The sequence below is a fragment of the Kitasatospora sp. NPDC048286 genome (genome assembly GCF_043201735.1).
In the GTDB taxonomy this organism is placed as follows: Bacteria; Actinomycetota; Actinomycetes; order Streptomycetales; family Streptomycetaceae; genus Kitasatospora.
In genome coordinates, this window is record NZ_JBICZE010000005.1 from 26,370 (window position 1) to 43,427 (window position 17,058).

Annotated in this window: 17 protein-coding genes; 4 read left to right on the plus strand and 13 right to left on the minus strand. The window is 72.2% G+C overall.

The genetic code is table 11. The annotated features are described in order from the left end of the window. Window positions 1-57: 57 nt before the first annotated feature. From ACGF13_RS12755 to ACGF13_RS12800, 10 genes are all read right to left on the minus strand, one after another. Entirely contained in the window at window positions 58-318 is a 261-nt protein-coding gene (locus ACGF13_RS12755; protein ID WP_392872845.1) for a hypothetical protein, read from the minus strand. Then, window positions 315-1,808: an Asp-tRNA(Asn)/Glu-tRNA(Gln) amidotransferase subunit GatA gene (gatA, locus tag ACGF13_RS12760; protein WP_392872847.1), complete on the minus strand. Its 1,494-nt coding sequence runs from the start codon at window positions 1,806-1,808 to the stop codon at window positions 315-317. The genes ACGF13_RS12755 and gatA overlap by 4 nt, the downstream gene beginning before the upstream one ends. A 5-nt stretch (window positions 1,809-1,813) precedes the next feature. Continuing rightward, a complete protein-coding gene (gatC, locus tag ACGF13_RS12765; RefSeq protein ID WP_030057414.1) occupies window positions 1,814-2,110 on the minus strand; it encodes an Asp-tRNA(Asn)/Glu-tRNA(Gln) amidotransferase subunit GatC in 297 nt (98 codons plus the stop codon). A 246-nt stretch (window positions 2,111-2,356) separates the two neighbouring features. Further along, window positions 2,357-4,189 (minus strand): putative bifunctional diguanylate cyclase/phosphodiesterase, encoded by a 1,833-nt coding sequence (locus ACGF13_RS12770; RefSeq protein WP_392872850.1) that lies wholly within the window; start codon window positions 4,187-4,189, stop codon window positions 2,357-2,359. A 322-nt stretch (window positions 4,190-4,511) separates the two neighbouring features. After that, window positions 4,512-6,800: an NAD-dependent DNA ligase LigA gene (gene ligA, locus ACGF13_RS12775; RefSeq protein ID WP_392872853.1), complete on the minus strand. Its 2,289-nt coding sequence runs from the start codon at window positions 6,798-6,800 to the stop codon at window positions 4,512-4,514. Between the two features lie 18 nt (window positions 6,801-6,818). Next, window positions 6,819-7,829 carry a methionine synthase gene (locus ACGF13_RS12780; protein ID WP_392872855.1) on the minus strand — a complete coding sequence of 337 codons (1,011 nt, stop codon included), beginning with the start codon at window positions 7,827-7,829 and terminating at the stop codon, window positions 6,819-6,821. Window positions 7,830-7,906: 77 nt separating this feature from the next. After that, window positions 7,907-8,596 carry an SDR family oxidoreductase gene (locus ACGF13_RS12785; protein ID WP_392872857.1) on the minus strand — a complete coding sequence of 230 codons (690 nt, stop codon included), beginning with the start codon at window positions 8,594-8,596 and terminating at the stop codon, window positions 7,907-7,909. Window positions 8,597-8,609: 13 nt separating this feature from the next. Beyond that, window positions 8,610-9,134, minus strand: coding sequence for a TIGR00730 family Rossman fold protein (locus ACGF13_RS12790; protein WP_392872859.1), 525 nt, complete (start codon window positions 9,132-9,134; stop codon window positions 8,610-8,612). Between the two features lie 86 nt (window positions 9,135-9,220). Then, entirely contained in the window at window positions 9,221-10,198 is a 978-nt protein-coding gene (locus tag ACGF13_RS12795; RefSeq protein WP_392872861.1) for a cytochrome P450, read from the minus strand. A 146-nt stretch (window positions 10,199-10,344) separates the two neighbouring features. Continuing rightward, window positions 10,345-10,902: a flavoprotein gene (locus ACGF13_RS12800; RefSeq protein WP_392872863.1), complete on the minus strand. Its 558-nt coding sequence runs from the start codon at window positions 10,900-10,902 to the stop codon at window positions 10,345-10,347. A gap of 101 nt (window positions 10,903-11,003) precedes the next feature. Between ACGF13_RS12800 and ACGF13_RS12805 the strand changes: the two genes are divergently transcribed. The 4 genes from ACGF13_RS12805 to ACGF13_RS12820 all read left to right on the plus strand — a co-directional run bounded on the left by ACGF13_RS12805 (window position 11,004) and on the right by ACGF13_RS12820 (window position 14,217). Next, window positions 11,004-12,188 (plus strand): helix-turn-helix domain-containing protein, encoded by a 1,185-nt coding sequence (locus ACGF13_RS12805; protein WP_392872866.1) that lies wholly within the window; start codon window positions 11,004-11,006, stop codon window positions 12,186-12,188. A gap of 104 nt (window positions 12,189-12,292) precedes the next feature. Next, complete coding sequence (locus ACGF13_RS12810; protein WP_392872868.1) at window positions 12,293-12,724, plus strand: ATP-binding protein; 432 nt, start codon at window positions 12,293-12,295, stop codon at window positions 12,722-12,724. Window positions 12,725-12,928: 204 nt separating this feature from the next. Then, entirely contained in the window at window positions 12,929-13,066 is a 138-nt protein-coding gene (locus ACGF13_RS12815) for a hypothetical protein (protein WP_392872871.1), read from the plus strand. Continuing rightward, on the plus strand, window positions 13,063-14,217 hold the full coding sequence (locus ACGF13_RS12820; RefSeq protein WP_392872874.1) for a methyltransferase domain-containing protein: 1,155 nt from the start codon (window positions 13,063-13,065) through the stop codon (window positions 14,215-14,217). Before ACGF13_RS12815 ends, ACGF13_RS12820 begins: the two co-directional genes overlap by 4 nt. 50 nt (window positions 14,218-14,267) lie before the next feature. Here the strand turns inward: ACGF13_RS12820 and ACGF13_RS12825 are convergent, their stop codons facing one another. The 3 genes from ACGF13_RS12825 to ACGF13_RS12835 form a co-directional block, all read right to left on the minus strand. Beyond that, window positions 14,268-14,522 carry a hypothetical protein gene (locus tag ACGF13_RS12825; RefSeq protein ID WP_392872877.1) on the minus strand — a complete coding sequence of 85 codons (255 nt, stop codon included), beginning with the start codon at window positions 14,520-14,522 and terminating at the stop codon, window positions 14,268-14,270. A gap of 65 nt (window positions 14,523-14,587) precedes the next feature. Next, entirely contained in the window at window positions 14,588-15,724 is a 1,137-nt protein-coding gene (gene mnmA, locus ACGF13_RS12830; protein ID WP_392872879.1) for a tRNA 2-thiouridine(34) synthase MnmA, read from the minus strand. 35 nt (window positions 15,725-15,759) lie between these two features. Further along, window positions 15,760-16,941 (minus strand): cysteine desulfurase family protein, encoded by a 1,182-nt coding sequence (locus tag ACGF13_RS12835; RefSeq protein WP_392872881.1) that lies wholly within the window; start codon window positions 16,939-16,941, stop codon window positions 15,760-15,762. Window positions 16,942-17,058 lie beyond the last annotated feature (117 nt).

The following is a 17,058-nucleotide window of genomic DNA, read 5'->3' on the forward strand; positions in this document are numbered from 1 at the left end:
GAGGTACGGGCCCGGCCGCCGCATCGCGCGGGGCCGGGCCGGGGCGCTCAGCTCGGCTCAGCCCAGCAGCACGTCGTCGGAGCCCAGCCGGCGCAGCTCGCGCACCAGCAGGGCCGTGCCGGTGACCAGCGCGGCCGCGCCGACCAGGGCGTTGACCAGCTTGAGGGTGTCGCTCTCCTCGCGGGCCCTGCGGACGTCCTTGACGACGGAGATCGCGCCGAACGCGCTGGTGCCGATGGACAGCCACAGGCCGGGCTTGCTGTGCTTGAAGCCCTTGAGCGACGTGGACTGGGCCTTGGCCTTCTCGATCTTGCTCACAGTGCCGGTGCCTCCTCCAGCAGGGTGTGCCCCCACTTGTCGTTGAGCGCGGCCTCGACGGCACCGCCCACGCGGTACAGGCGGTCGTCCGCCATCGCGGGTGCGATGATCTGCAGGCCGACCGGGAGATTGTCCTCCGGCGCCAGGCCGACCGGCAGCGACATGGCCGCGTTGCCCGCGAGGTTCGACGGAATCGTGCACAGGTCGGCCAGGTACATCGCCATCGGGTCGTCGGCGCGCTCGCCGATCGGGAAGGCGGTGGTCGGCGTGGTCGGCGAGACCAGGACGTCCACGCCCGCGAAGGCGGCGTCGAAGTCGCGCGAGATGAGCGTGCGGACCTTCTGGGCCGAGCCGTAGTAGGCGTCGTAGTAGCCCGAGGACAGCGCGTAGGTGCCCAGGATGATGCGGCGCTTGACCTCGGGGCCGAAGCCGGCCTCGCGGGTCAGGGAGGTGACCTCCTCGGCCGAGCGGCTGCCGTCGTCGCCGACCCGCAGGCCGTAGCGCATCGCGTCGAAGCGGGCCAGGTTGGAGGAGCACTCGCTCGGCGCGATCAGGTAGTACGCCGGCAGCGCCAGGGTGAACGACGGGCAGGAGACCTCGACGACCTCGGCGCCCAGCTCGCGCAGCAGCTCCACCGACTCGTTGAAGCGCTGCATCACGCCGGCCTGGTAGCCCTCGCCGGCGAACTCCTTGACGACGCCGATCCGCATGCCGCGGATGTCGCGCATCTTCGCGGCCTCGACCACGGCCGGGACGGGCGCGTCGATCGAGGTGGAGTCCAGCGGGTCGTGCCCGGCGATGGCCTCGTGCAGCAGGGCCGCGTCCAGCACGGTGCGGGCGCACGGGCCGCCCTGGTCCAGGCTGCTGGAGAACGCCACCAGGCCGTAGCGGGACACCGAGCCGTAGGTCGGCTTGACGCCGACGGTGCCGGTGACGGCGCCGGGCTGGCGGATCGAGCCGCCGGTGTCGGTGCCGATCGCCAGCGGGGCCTCGAAGGCGGCCAGCGCGGCGGCCGAACCGCCGCCGGAGCCGCCGGGGATGCGGGAGAGGTCCCACGGGTTGCCGGTCACGCCGTACGCGGAGTTCTCGGTGGAGGAGCCCATCGCGAACTCGTCCATGTTGGTCTTGCCGAGGATGACGACGTCGGCGTCCTTGAGACGGCTCGTCAGCGTGGCGTCGTACGGCGGGATCCAGCCCTCGAGCATCTTCGAGCCACAGGTGGTCGGGATGCCCTTGGTGGTGAAGACGTCCTTGAGCGCGAGCGGGACGCCGGCCAGCGGGCCCAGCTCCTCGCCCTTGGCGCGCTTCTCGTCGACGGCCCTGGCCGCGGCCAGCGCGCCCTCGGTGTCGACGTGCAGGAAGGCGTTGACCTTCTGGTCGACGGCGTCGATGCGGTCCAGGTGGGCCTGCGCGACCTCGACGGCGGACACCTCGCCCTTGGCGATGGCGCTCGCGGTCTCGGCGGCGGTGAAACGAATCAGCTCGGTCATCTCGGTCAGTCCTCCCCGAGGATCTGCGGCACACGGAAACGCTGCTCCTCGGCGGCGGGGGCGCCGGACAGCGCCTGCTCCGGGGTGAGCGACGGCCGTACCTCGTCCGCACGCATGACGTTGGTCAGCGGCAGCGGGTGGGAGGTCGGCGGGACGTCCTGTCCGGCGACCTCGGAAACGCGGGCGACCGCGCCGATGATCACGTCGAGCTGCTCGGCGAAGTGGTCCAGCTCTTCGGGCTTCAGCTCAAGACGCGACAGCCGGGCGAGGTGGGCGACCTCCTCGCGCGTGATGCCAGGCATGCAGCGATCCTCAGGGTGAGTTCTGGTGAGACCCGGCGGTGCCTTGCGGGCGGCGCCGGGCCCGGGCAGGAGCAGCCGGGTTCGGCGCTCCGTCCTCGTGGTCTTTGGACCCCATCCTATGGGGCCCGTCCCCCACCCCGGCCAACGAGTGAGCCGAGGCGCCCGTCACCGGTCGCCCACCGGGCCGTCCACCGGTCGCTCCACCCGTTCGTCCACCGCCTCCACCGGTTCACCCGCCGGCCGCCGTCACCGCCGGACGGCGGCGTCCGGCGGGCGCTGCTGCGGCTGGGTGCGGGCGGCGGCGCACCCCTGCTGCTCGACCTCCCGGTGCGCGGCCTGCACCATCTGCGCCACCGGCGGCAGCGGGGGCGGGGCGACCGGCGGCCGGACGGGCGGGAGCGTCGGCGGCAGCACCGGCGGCCCGGCCGGCTGGGCGACCGGCTTGGCGCCCTGGCCCGGCCGGAAGCCGGCGTGCAGCTGGGGCGGCACGCCGAGTCGCTCCACCGGCGGGGCGCCGGTGCGGTGCACCCGCAACCAGGCGGTGGCCTGCTCGGCCGGCAGCGCGGCCGACACCAGCCAGCCCTGGACGGCGTCCACGCCCATGCAGTGCAGCCGCTCCCAGGTCTCGTCGTCCTCGACGCCCTCGGCGACCACCGTCAGGCCCAGCGAGTGGGCGAGCTCCACCGAGCACCGGACCACCGCCGCGTCGTGGTCGTCGGCGACCATCCGGGAGACGAAGGAGCGGTCGATCTTCAGCTCGCCGACCGGCAGGCTGCGCAGCCGCACCAGCGAGGAGTGCCCGGTGCCGAAGTCGTCCAGGGACATCCCGACGCCGTAGCCGCGCAGCTCGGCCAGGGTGTCGGCGGCCCGCCGGGAGTCGTCCAGCAGCAGCCGCTCGGTGATCTCCAGCTGGAGCGCGTGGGCCGGCACCTGGTGGCGCACGAGGTGGCCGGCCACCCGCTGGGCGAAGCCGGGGTTGAGCACGTCGCGCGGCGAGACGTTGACCGCGACCTGCACCTGGAGGCCCTGGTCGCGCCAGTACGCGAGCTGGCCGACGGCGGCCTCCAGCACGTAGTCGGTGAGCCGGGGCATCAGTCCGCTGGACTCGGCGAGCCCGACGAACTCGTCCGGCGAGACCTTCCCCTGGCCGGGCCGCTCCCAGCGCAGCAGCGCCTCCAGGCCGACCACCCGGCCGTCGAAGGCCACCTTCGGCTGGTAGTGCAGCTGCACCTCGCCGGTCTCCAGCGCCCGGCGCAGGTCCCCCAGCAGTCCGATCCGGTACGGAGTGTCGGCGTCCTGGGTCTCGTCGTACTGGGCGACGCCGCTGCACCCGCGCTGGGCGTGGCCCATCGCGACGTCGGCCCGGCGCAGCAGCGCCTCGGCGTCCTGGGCGTGCTGCGGGTAGACGCAGACGCCGGCGCTGGCCTCCAGGACGAGCAGCAGCCCGTCCAGCCGGATCGGGGCGGCCAGTTCGGCGATCAGCGCCTTGGCGACCCGCTCCAGGCTGTCCGGGCAGTTGATGCCGGGCAGCAGGACGGCGAACTCGTCGCCGCCCATCCGGGCCACCATCGGGCGGCCGCGGCGGTAGTGCCGGGGCAGGCCGGCGAAGACGTCGTCGATGGACTCCCGGGTGGCACTGCCGGCCGGGCCGCCGGAGCGCAGGGCCCGGTGCAGCCGGCGGGAGATGTGAACCAGCAGCCGGTCACCGGCCGTATGACCGAGTGTGTCGTTGAGTGATCGGAAGCGATCGAGGTCGAGCAGGATGAGACCGACGCTGTAGCCCTGCTCACACTCCGCGATCGCCTCCTGGGCGGCCAGCAGCAGGGCCTGACGGTTGGGCAGATCCGTCAGCGGGTCGCTCAGCTGGTCCCGGGCGCGGTCCCGGGCGATCCGCCAGGCCGCCACCAGCACCGCCAGGGGCACGGCGAACAGCGGCAGCAACTCGGGTTCGTACCGGTAGACCAGGACGGCCAGCGGGATGAGCGGCGCGGCTCCGGCCAGCAGTACGCCGAGCAGCAGGACCGCACCCGCCACCCCCTGCGGCGGGCGTGTGGGCGCACCGCCGGTCGTACGATCCATAAGCCCTGTCCTCCGTCGGGCCCGCCCCGTCAGGCCGCCTTACGGTGAGGCACCGTGCCGGTACCGACAGCTGCCGGGCATGGAGCGACCCCGAGGAGCACCGGCCCAGCCGGTGCCCCCACCCCTGCTGACACTCTGTTGCGCTCCAGGGTATGCCGGGCTCCACCCGGTGGGCAGACTTTCGGACAACCGGAAACGCGCCACCGCGCTCGGGTGTCACACAGTGACACAATGCCCGCTTTCACTGTGTGGCACCCGGTGACGCTGCATCAGGACGATAACAACACCGATCCGGTCACGGACCGCTCGGGTCGGCTCGGGATCAGTCCTCGACGGGCTTCTTCTCCACCCCCACGGCCTCCTCCGGCTCCGGAAGTCCCAGGTGGGCGCGGGCGGCGGCCGGCCCGTCGGCGAGCAGCACGGCGAACCCCGCGTCGTCCAGGACCGGCAGGCCGAGCTGAACGGCCTTGTCGTACTTGGACCCTGGGTTGTCACCGGCGACCACGAAATCGGTCTTCTTCGAAACCGAACCGGTCACCTTCGCTCCGCGCGTGGTCAGCGCCTCCTTGGCGCCGTCTCGGGTGTGGCCGGCCAGGGTGCCGGTCACCACCACGGTCAGGCCCTCCAACGGGCGCTCCGCCCCCTCCTCGTCGGCGAACTCCTCGGTGAAGCGGACACCGGCGGCGCGCCACTTCTCCAGGATCTCCCGGTGCCAGTCGACCTGGTACCACTCCCTGATCGAGCGGGCGATGGTCGGACCGACCCCCTCCGCGGCGGCCAGCTCCTCCTCGGTGGCCGCGAAGATCCGGTCCAGGTCGCGGAACTCCCGGGCCAGCACCTGCGCCGCGACCGGGCCGACGTGCCGGATGGACAGCCCGTTGAGGTAGCGCCAGAGCGGCCGGTCCCTGGCCTTGTCGAGGTTCTCCAGCAGCAGCCCGGTGGTCTTCTTCGCCGCGCCCGTGGTGGTCGCGAAGAAGAACACCTCCTTCTCCTCGCCGGTGACGTCGTCCAGCTTCGGCATGCCCGTCTTCTGGTCGCGCACCAGCACCTTGATCGGCAGGAGCTGCTCCTCGGACAGCCCGAAGATGTCGCCCTCGTTCCTGACCGGCGCCTCGGCCGGCTCCAGCGGCTGGGTCAGCGCGGTGGCCGCGACATAGCCGAGCCCCTCGATGTCCAGGCAGGACCGGCCGCCGAGGAAGGCGATCCGCTCCCGGATCTGGGCCGGGCAGAACTGGGCGTTCGGGCAGCGCAGGTCGATGTCCCCCTCGGACATCGGCCGCAGCTCGGTGCCGCACTCCGGGCAGTGCGAGGGCATCACGAAGGCCTGCTCGGTGCCGTCCCGCAGGTCGTACACCGGGCCGAGGATCTCCGGGATGACGTCGCCGGCCTTGCGCAGCACGATGGTGTCGCCGAGCAGCACGTCCTTGGCCTTGACGATCTCCTGGTTGTGCAGCGTCGCGTACTGCACCATCGAGCCGGCCACCTTCACCGGCTCGGCCAGCACCGCGTACGGAGTGGCCCGGCCGGTGCGGCCGACGCCGACCTTGATCTCGGCGAGCCTGCCGGTGACCTCCTCCGGCGGGTACTTCCACGCGATCGCCCAGCGCGGGGACTTGGAGGTGGCGCCGAGCCGGCCCTGCAGGGCGATCTCGTCCACCTTCACCACGACGCCGTCGATCTCGTGCTCGACCGAGTGCCGCTGCTCGCCGAAGTGCTTGATGAAGGCCCGCACCTCGGCGAGCGTCCCCACCGCCTTGTTGTGCCGGGCCGTCGGCAGGCCCCAGTCGTGCAGCAACCGGTACGCGTGCGACTGGTTGTCGATGTCGAAGCCCACCCGGGCGCCGATGCCGTGCACCACCATGTGCAGCGGGCGGGAGGCGGTGACGTGCGGGTCCTTCTGGCGCAGCGAACCGGCGGCGGCGTTGCGGGGGTTCATGAACAGCCGGATCATCGCCCGGGGCCGCTTGCCCTCCTTGGCGCGCTCCTCGTTCTCCTGCCGGCGGCGCTCGTTCTCCTCCGCGAAGGACGCGTTGAGCGCGTCGAAGGCCTCGGTCGGGAAGTAGACCTCGCCGCGGATCTCCACCAGCTCCGGGATGTTCTCGCCCTTGAGCTGGTGCGGGATCTCCTTGATGGTGCGGACGTTGGCGGTGATGTCCTCGCCGACCCGGCCGTCGCCGCGCGTCGCCGCCTGCACCAACTGGCCGTTCTCGTAGGTGAGGTTGACGGCCAGGCCGTCCACCTTGAGCTCGCACAGGTAGTGGTAGTCGATGCCGTGCAGCTCGGTGGCGACCCGCTCGGCCCAGGCGGCCAGCTCCTCGTCGTCCATCGCGTTGTCCAGGCTGAGCAGCCGCTCGCGGTGCTCCACCTCGGCGAACAGCCCGGCGGCGGCCCCGCCGACCTTCTGGCTCGGCGAGTCCGGGGTGACCAGGGCCGGGTGCTCGGCCTCGATCGCCTCCAGCTCCCGCATCAGCGCGTCGAACTCGGCGTCACTGACGACCGGCGCGTCCTGCTCGTAGTACCGGGCCCGGTGGTCGGTGATCTCCTGCGACAGCTCGACGTGCCGCCTGCGCACCTCCGCCGGGACGTCCTCCCAGCCCTCGACAGCCGTCACCGCAAGCCTCCTACCTTCTCATTCCGGGTTGTCCACCAGGCTCTGCGCCGCCCGCACCGCGGACGACAGCGCCCTGCGCGCGTACGCCGGGGAGGCCCCGGCCAGCCCGCAGGTCGGCGTCACCAGTACGCGACGGCCCAGCAGCTCCGGGGCGAACCCGAGCCTGCGCCACAGGGTCCTGACCCCCTGGACACTACCGGCAGGGTCGGACACCGCCTGGTCAGTGGCGGGGACGACACCAGCGAGGATCATCGTGCCGCCCTCCACGGCCTCGCCGAGGTCGTCGTCCTGGCGCTCGGTGAGGAGGGAGAAGTCGAGGGAGATCCCGGCGACCCCGGCCCGGCGCAGCAGCGGGACCGGGACGTCCGGCGCGCAGCTGTGCACCACCACGGGCGCGTCCACACCGCGGACGGTCTCCCGCAGCACCTCCTCGGCGACCTGCCGGTCGACGGCGCGCAGCCGCTGGAAGCCGCTGGCGGTCTTCACCGACCCGGCCAGCACGGCGGGCAGCGAGGGCTCGTCCAGCTGCAGCACGACCTCGGCGCCGGGCACCCGTTTGCGGACGTCCGCGAGGTGGCGGCGCAGGCCCTCGGTGAGCGAGCCGGCGATGTCGCGGCAGGCGCCGGGGTCGGAGAGCGCCTTCTCGCCGTACTTGAGCTCGATGCTCGCGGCGAGCGTCCAGGGGCCGACGGCCTGGACCTTGAGCGCGCCCTGGTAGCCCTGGGTGAACTCCTCCAGCGCGTCCAGGTCCTCGCCGAGCCAGGAGTGGGCGCGCCGGGTGTCCCGGCCGGGACGGTCGGTGAACCGCCAGCCGCTCGGCTCGGTCTGCGCGAACAGCTCGACCAGCAGGCCGGCGCCGCGGCCGATCATGTCGGCGCCCGGCCCGCGCGCGGGCAGCTCGGGCAGGAACGGCAGGTGCTCCAGTGCCCCGGTGGAGGTCTTGGCGGCCTCCCGGGCGTCGGTGCCGGGCAGCGAGCCGACGCCGGTGGCGGCGCCGCGCAGGTCGGGGAAGGGATGTGGGGTGCTCACCCGCCCGAGCCTACTCAGCCGGACGGCCCCCGCTGAACGCGTGGGAAGTCGGCCGGGCCGACTTCCCACGCGGTGCACTACCGCCCGGGGCGGACGGTGATGTCGGTGATCTCCGCGTCCCGCGAGGCGTCCAGGGCCGCGAGGATCGCCTTCGCGACGGACTCGGGCTCGATCCAGCGGTCGGCGTCGTACTCCTTGCCCTCCTGCTGGTGCACCTTGACCTGCATCGCGGTGGCGGTGCGGCCGGGGTAGACGGAGGTGACCCGGACCCCGTTGGCGTGCTCCTCCTGGCGCAGCGAGTCGGCGAGCGCCTTGAGGCCGTGCTTGCTGGCCGCGTACGCCGACCACTCGGCGTGGGCGTTCAGGCCGGCGCCGGAGTTGACGAACAGCACGTGGCCCTTGGCGAGCCGCAGGGTCGGCAGCAGCAGCCGGGTGAGTTCGGCGGGCGCGATCAGGTTGACGTTGAGCGTCTCCTGCCAGGCCTTCGGGGTCAGGTCGCCGACCGTACCGAGCTCGACCATGCCGGCGACGTGCAGCAGCGAGTCCAGCCGGACGGGCAGTTGCTGGTGCCCGAGGGCCCAGGACAGCTTGCCCGGGTTCCCGAGGTCACCGGACAGGGTCTTCGCCCCGGGGAAGCGCTCGCGCAGCTCGGCGCCCCGACGGGCGTCGCGGGCCAGCAGCCAGAGCTCGTCCCCGCGCTCGGCGAGCTTCTCGGTCAGGACGGCGCCGATGCCGGAGCCGGCGCCGGTGATCAGGTGTGCAGCCATGGTCCCGATCCTCTCAGGCCTTGAGCTGCGCAAACACCTCGGCGGGCGTGTCCGCGAAGGTGATCAGCTCGGCGAGCGGGCGGGGCAGGAAGCCCTCGGCGTCCATCCGCTCCATCTGGGTGCGCAGGCCCGCGTAGAAGCCCTCGGTGTCCAGGACGACCACCGGCTTCTCGAAGCGGCCGTGCTTCTTGAGCTCCAGCACCTCGGTGACCTCGTCCATGGTGCCCAGCCCGCCGACCAGCACGACGATCGCGTCCGCCCGCGCGGCCAGCTCCGCCTTGCGCTCGGCGAGGTCGGCGGTCCACACCAGCTCGTCGGCGCCGACGTACGCCTTGTGCCGCAGCATCTCGACCATCACCCCGACGGTCCGGCCGCCCGCCGCCTTCACCTCGTCGGCGAGGAGCCCCATCAGGCCGGCGTTCGAGCCACCCCAGACGAGGGTGTGCCCGCCCTCCCCGAGGAGCCGGGCGAAGTCCGCGGCGGGGGCGGAGTAGCGGTCGTCGAGGGAGTACGCGGAGCAGAAGACACAGATGTTCATAATGTCGTCTGGTCTATCACGCGGAGCTTGCGCGTCTCACCGGGATTACGTCTGCGGACTCGTCACCGGCTCCGTCACGGGCTCCGTCACCAGGTGACGGGCAGCTCCAGCAGCCCGCCGGTCAACTGGCTGTCCCGCCAGCGCAGGCTCTCCTCAGGTACGGCCAGCCGCAGCCCCGGGAACCGGCGGAACAGCAGCTCGAACACCACCTGGAGCTCCAGCCGGGCCAGGGCGGCCCCGACGCAGAGGTGGGGGCCCGCGCCGAAGGCGGTGTGCGGCCCCTGCTCGCGGTGGATGTCGAACCGGTCCGGCTCCGGGTAGGCGGTCGGGTCCAGGCAGGCCGGGCCGTTGGCGAACAGGACCAGGTCACCGGCCTTGATCAGGCCGCCCCGGGTCTCGACGTCGACGGCGGCCCAGCGCCAGACGAGGCCCAGGTCCTGCTGGCTGACTCTGAGCAGTTCGTCGACGGTCGCCGCGAGGAGGTCGGGGCCGCTCAGCATCTCCCGGCGCTGCTCGGGATGGGCGAGCAGGTGGAGGACGCCGGTGCCGATCCGGGTCACGGTCGTCACGTGGCCGGCGAAGAGCAGCGCCACCGACCAGAGGACGGCGAGGTTCTCGTCGATCAGCCCGGCCTGCTGGGTGCGCACGAGTTCCGTGAGCGCGTCATCGGCAGGATGGACACGCTTGCGGGCCATCAACGGCCTCATGTAGTCGTTCAGCTTGCCCAGGGCGTCGATGACCCGGTCCGGCTCGGCCAGGTAGACGACGTCCGCGGTCCAGACCCGGAATTCGTCGCGGTCGGCCGCCGGTACGCCGAGCAGTTCGCAGACCACGTCGACGGGCAGCGGCTCGGCGAGCAGGGCGTGGAGGTCCGCCGGCGGGCCCGCGGCCTCCAGCTGGTCGAGCCGCAGGGAGACGAGCTCCTCGATCCGCGGGCGCAGTTGACGGACCCGGCGCACGGAAAGGGAGTTGGCGGTCGCGCGCCGCAGGATCCGGAACTCGTCCTCAAGACGGTCGCCGTCGGCGCCCTGGGGCCCGTAGAACTGCCCCGCGTCGGAGAGCACGGGCGCCGAGACGGGATCAGGATGCGCCCACCCACTACGCTCCCCCACGCCCCCGGCGGCCTGCTCGGCGAGCAGGCCGCCGGGTCACAGCAGGTGCCGGCCGTCGTGGGTGCGGATGGCCGGTGCCACACCGGACCTGAGTCCCGTCACTCCCCGGTGGAATTGACCTTCTCCCGCAGTGCCGGACGGAGCAGGTCGAGGACGTGAGTCCAGTTGTACTTGTCGCGGCCACCGCCGGACTTGGGCTTGTGCGGTACGTAGTCGCCGATCAGCACGCCCATCGAGCGAAGCCGTGCCAGGCTCTCCGGGTAGGCCGGGTGGGCAGCCTGAGCGGAGTTGACGTAGGGCTGGACGGCCACGGGGATACCGAGTCCGTACGCCTCGCAGAGTATGCCGAGTGCGAGCGTGTCGGAGATGCCGGCAGCCCACTTGTTGATGGTGTTGAACGTGGCAGGCGCGACCGCGATGGCGTCGGCCGGAGGCAGCGGCTGCGGGATCTTCGGCGTGCGCCAGGCAGAGCGGATCGGATAACCGGTCTGCGTTTCGATGGCTTCCTGGTCTATGAAGCCGAGGGCACTGGGAGTGGCGATCACACCGACCTTCCAGCCTTCGGCATGGGCGGCCGCAATCAACTCACCCACTCCGTCGGCGATCCCAGAGGCGCAGACGACGATGTAGAGGAACGACTCCCGGTGCTCGGTCAATCCGGACTCCCAACCCCTAGCGGAAGCGATGCTCCGGTGCGATCCCACCGCCACCTTCGGCGAGTATCGTCCGCAGTGGTCGCTACGAACGGAGTCTCCGTATGCCCAGGCACACCTCCGAGCACACCGGCGAACGCATCGCCCAGTATCGCAAGCTTCGCCATCTGACGCAGCGTGAACTGGCTGCTCGCGCACACATTTCATACAGCATGCTCACCAAGGTCGAGCAGGGAGCCAAGCCGGCCACACCCGCCGTGCTCGCCGCCGTCGCGCGGGTCCTCTCTGTACAGACCGTCGACCTCACCGGCCAGCCGTACCTGACCGAGCTGCGGCAGGACGAGCTCGATGTGCTGATCCAGCCGATCCGCGAAGCACTCGACCTGTACGACCTCGGCGCCGACCCCGATGTCGCCGCCCGCCCGATGACCGAACTCCAGACCGCCGCCGAACAGTTGTGCGCCATGGTCCGCGAGACGCGCATCAAGGATGCTGCCCGCACACTGCCCGCCCTGATCGCCGAGGCGACGACGGCCGCACACCTGGCGCCCTCCGAGAAGGCGTGGCAGGTACTGGCCAGCACCTATCGCACGGCCTATGACATCACCACGAAGCTGGGTTTCGCGGATCTGTGCGTGGTGGCCCTGGACCGGATGGCCTGGGCGGCCGAGCGCGGATCCGACCCGGTACTCGCGGGAGTTCGCCAGTATCTCCGCTCGCTGGTCTACCTGCGCTCGGGCCAGTTCGAGATGGGTAAGCGACTCATCGCGGTCGGCGCGCACACCCTCGGACAGGCGGACTCCGGACGAGTCCGGGACGTCGCAGTGGGCCAACTCCACCTCGGCGCGGCCGTCCTGGCCGCACGATCCGGGGATGGCGACGCGGCCACAGGACACATCTCGGAGGCCACGCGGATCGCCGAGATCACGGGCGAGGCCACGCGGGTGCACTGGCTCTCGTTCGGCCCGACCAATGTGGCCGTGCACCAGGTGGCGACACTCTCCGAGCAGTACCGCTACGCGGAAGCCGTACGGGCCGCAGAGCAGATCCAGATGCCTGCGGAGTGGCCGGCTTCACGGGTCGCCGCCCACCTCGCCGAGGTGGCCCGAGCCCAGCTGTGGATCGGCCGCTCCGATGAGTCACTGAAGTCCTTGCAGCACGCACGGGAGCTCGCACCCCAGCAGATGCGCTACCACCCGATGGTGCGGGAGACGGTCGCCGGGCTCGTCTCCGCACGCCGGTCGACGCCGGGCACGCTCAGCAGCATGGCGCACTGGGTCGGCATCTGATCATCACTTATTGGAGCCGGACTATCACCAGAGAGTGATAGTCCGGCTCCCCTCCTGTGGCGATGCTCTCAGTAGCGAGATGACTACGCCAAGGAGAAGCACTGATGACCCTCCTCTCCAACGTCGCGAGGGACGACGCTGCCCTCCCGCCCCCGGAGCCGGCGACCATCTGCCTTCCCTACCGGGCCGAATCGGTGGGGGCTGCCCGCCGCTTCGTCTCCGGCAAGCTGCGGGAGTGGGGGCTGGACGACCTCGTGGACGACGCGTCGGTGGTCATCAGTGAACTCACCACCAACGCGCTCGAGACCGGGTGCCAGACGCACATGATCGTGGCCGTGCGTCGGCCGAGCGATCGGATCGTCCGCTTCCTCGTCGGGGACGGCTCCCGTGCCATTCCGGTGCTGGTCAAGGCCGAGCCCGGGGCCACCTCCGGGAGAGGGCTGGCACTGATCCACCGGCTCACCGACGGCCGGTGGGGTGTCACGCCCCTCCCCTTCGGCAAGGTCGTTCACGCCGACCTCTCCGCACCCCACTGAACCCCCGCCCGCGCCGCCGGGCCGGCGGCGCGGGCGGGAACACCAACCCACCTCTCCCCCACGCGAAGGAGCACCGCCATGCCCTGGCGCGAACCGAAGCCTCCCCCTCCCAAACCGCCGCACCCGCCCACGCCCCGGCCACCGGACCGGTAGCCACCAACCACGAACCACCAACCACCAACCACCAACCACCAAGGAGCACCCATGACGTGGGGAACCGACAAGCCCAGCGACGGCAAGCACGGCGACAAGAAGGACCCGGGCACGAGCAAGCCCTCCCCCGACAGCGCCCGCCCGGCGCCCGAACCGAAGCACAGCAAGAAGGACGAGAACAACAAGTGACGCATCGACCGGAGCAGGCCGCGAACAGCGCCCTGCTCCGGGCCGTCGAGGCATCCCTCGACGGCCCGGTCCCCCGCGAGTGGCAGGCGGCCATCACCGCCGTCCCCCGCCACCACTTCCTCCCCCACCGCCTCTGGCTGCAGAACGCCCAAGGCGACTACGAGCCCTGCGACCTCTCCACCGACCACGACCGCTGGTTCGAGGCGGCCTACGCCGACGTCCCGATCGTCACCCAGGTCAACGACGGCACCGCACCCCCCGACCCCGCCGACGCCTGGCCGTCCTCCTCCGCTTCCGCCCCCTCCATCGTCGTCCGCATGCTCCGCGACCTCGACGTCCGCCCCGGCATGAACGTCCTGGAGATCGGCACCGGCACCGGCTGGAACGCCGCTCTCCTGGCCCACCGCCTCGGCGACGGCCACGTCGCCTCCGTCGAGGTCGACTCCGACATCGCCCGCACGGCCTGGGCGTCCCTCAACGCATCGGGCCTCAACGTCGAGGTGATCTGCGGGGACGGCGCCGACGGCTGGCCCCTCCGCCAGCCGTACGACCGGATCGTCTCCACCTGCTCCGTGCGCCGCGTCCCGTGGTCCTGGATCGAGCAGACGCGCCCCGGCGGCATCATCCTCACCCCCTGGGACAACCCCATGCTCTGCTGGGGCCTGCTCAAGCTCACCGTCGAACCCGGCCGGGCCCTCGGCCGGTTCAGCCCGCACTCCGCCTTCATGCTCATGCGCGGCCAGCGGCAGGACCTGCGGATCTTCCGCGACATCGTCCGTGACGACCACGTTCCGGAGGAATCCCAGACCTCCCTGTCCCCGCACGACATCACTGGCGACAACTGGGAGGCCAGGTTCGCCCTCGGCCTGCATCTCGGCGACGCCTGGACCGCCTGGGACGCCGACGACAAGCGGCTCTGGGTCGCGACCACCGACACCCGCTCCTGGGCCGCCGTCGACACCGACGGCGACCACCCCATCGTCTGGCAGTACGGCCCGCGCCGCCTCTGGGACGAGGTCGAGGCCGCCCACCGCTGGTGGGAGGAGCACGGCTGCCCCGGTCCCGAGCGCTTCGGGCTGACGGTCACCGCGGAAGCGCAGTGGGCCTGGCTCGACCGGCCCGCCCAGGTGCTCCCGCTCAGGAGGTCATGAAAAAGGCGAACGGGCCGACGAGCGGCCCGTTCGCTGGTTGACGTGGAACGTCAGCTACTGCTGAGCATCAGCACCCTCCGGTCGCGCTCGACGATGGCCGGCGCAGCGGTCTTCCACCCGTCCCCCGGCTCCGGGCACGGCGGCACCGGGCTGCAGGAGACGGCCGGGGGCGAGGTGACCGGCGGGCCGGACGGCGGTGTGCCGGTGGCCGTCGCGGTGTTGCTGATGGTGCCGTTGACGATGTCCTGGTCGGTCAGCGTGCAGGTCAGCTGGGTGCCGGGGTCGAGGTCGGCGGGCGACGGCATGTACCAGCACTAAATGTGATCACGCGTGTCACGGGGTGACCGCTTGGCCACCCCATGACGCGGGATCAGGCGGTGACGGCCGGGCGCTCCGTCGTGGCGATGGTGGCCGAGCCGACGACGCGGGTGCCGTCGTACAGCACCACGGCCTGGCCGGGGGCGATGCCCCGCACCGGGGTGTCCAGCCGGACCCGCAGCTCGCCGTCGACCACCGAGGCGCTCACCGGCACCTCCTCGCCGTGGGCCCGCAGCTGCGCGGTGTAGCGGCCGTCGGCCAGCGCTTCGGTGCCGCACCAGCGGGGGCGGATGGCGGTCAGCCCGGTGACGTCGAGGCCCTCGACCGGGCCGACCGTCACGGTGTTGTTCACCGGGGAGATGTCCAGGACGTACCGCGGCTTGCCGTCGGCCGCCGGGCGGCCGATCCGCAGGCCCTTGCGCTGGCCGATGGTGAAGCCGTACGCGCCGTCGTGCTCGCCGAGCTTGGTGCCGTCGACGTCGAGGATGTCGCCGGTCGCGGTGCCGAGGTGCTTGGCCAGGAAGCCCTGGGTGTCGCCGTCGGCGATGAAGCAGATGTCGTGGCTGTCGGGCTTCTTCGCGACGGCCAGGCCGCGGCGCTCGGCCTCCTCGCGGATGGCTTCCTTGGTGGTGTCGCCGAGCGGGAACAGCGAGTGGGCGAGCTGGTCGGCGTCGAGGACGCCGAGCACGTAGGACTGGTCCTTGGCGGCGTCGACGGCGCGGTGCAGCTCGCGCGAGCCGTCGGGCAGGTCGACGATCCGGGCGTAGTGGCCGGTGCAGACGGCGTCAAAGCCCAGCGCGATCGCCTTGTCCAGCAGCGCCGCGAACTTGATCTTCTCGTTGCAGCGCAGGCACGGGTTGGGGGTGCGCCCGGCCGCGTACTCGGCGACGAAGTCGTCGATCACGTCCTCGCGGAAGCGCTCGGCGAGGTCCCAGACGTAGAAGGGGATGCCGATCACGTCGGCCGCCCGCCAGGCGTCCCGGGAGTCCTCGATGGTGCAGCAGCCGCGGGCGCCGGTCCGGAAGGACTGCGGGTTGGCGGAGAGCGCCAGGTGGACGCCGGTCACCTCGTGCCCGGCTTCGACGGCGCGGGCGGCGGCGACGGCGGAGTCGACTCCGCCGGACATCGCCGCGAGCACGCGCAGGCGGCCGGTGGACGGAGTGGTCGGGGCACCAGGGAAGTCAGTCATGGTGACTACAAGCGTACGGGGCTCCCGTACATGCCCTACCGCCGGACCGAGGCCAGCCCCGCGTTGCGCGCCCGCTGCACCGCGGGCCCGATGGCCTGCGCCAGCGCCGTGACGTCCTCCCGCAGCGAGGTGTGCCCGAGCGAGAACCGCAGCGAGGCGCGCGCCAGCAGCGGGTCGACGCCCATGGCGAGCAGCACGTGGCTGGGCTGCGGCACCCCGGCCGAGCAGGCCGAGCCGGTGGAGCACTCGATGCCCTGGGCGTCCAGCAGCATCAGCAGCGCGTCGCCCTCGCAGCCGGGGAAGGAGAAGTGCGCGTTGGCGGGCAGCCGGCCCTCGGCCGTCGGGTCGCCGTTGAGGATCGCGTCCGGGACGGCGGCCAGCACCGAGGCCACCAGCTCGTCGCGCAGCGCGCCCAGCGTGACGGCGTGCTCGGCCCGCCGCTCCACGGCGAGTGTCGCGGCGGCCGCGAAGCCGGCCGCGCCGGGGGCGTCCAGGGTGCCGGAGCGCACGTCGCGCTCCTGCCCGCCGCCGTGCAGCAGCGGTACGGGCGAGGCGCCCCGGGAGAGCAGCAGCGCGCCGATGCCGAACGGGCCGCCGATCTTGTGCCCGGTGACGGTGAGCGCGGTGAGGCCGGACTCGGCGAAGGAGACCGGGACCTGACCGAGCGCCTGCACCGCGTCGGCGTGCACCGGGATGCCGTACTCGGCCGCCACGGCGGTCAGTTCGCGCACCGGCTGGACGGTGCCGACCTCGTTGTTGGCCCACATCACGGTGACCAGCGCCACGGCGGCCGGATCCCGTTCGATCGCCTCGCGCAGCGCCTCGGGGTGCACCCGCCCGTACTCGTCCACCGGCAGGTACTCGACGTCGGCGCCCTCGTGCTCGGAGAGCCAGTGCACCGCGTCCAGCACCGCGTGGTGCTCGACCGGGCTGCACAGCACCCGGGTGCGGGCCGGGTCGGCGTCCCGGCGGGCCCAGTACAGGCCCTTGACCGCCAGGTTGTCGGACTCGGTGCCGCCGCCGGTGAAGACGATCTCGCTGGGGCGGGCGCCCAGCGAATCGGCCAGCGATTCCCGGGACTCCTCGACCACCCGGCGGGCCCGGCGGCCGGCCGCGTGCAGGGCCGAGGCGTTGCCGACCACCCCCAGGTGCGCCGTCATCGCGGCGATCGCCTCGGGCAGCATCGGCGTGGTCGCCGCATGGTCCAGGTATGGCATAACCATCCGATTGTAGAGCGCCCCGTCGCGCGGCCATCCAGCCCTACGGACCGATCAGGCCACCGGCCGCGCACGCCCCGGGCCGGGGCCGGCGCACCGCTGCCGGACGGCCGCGTC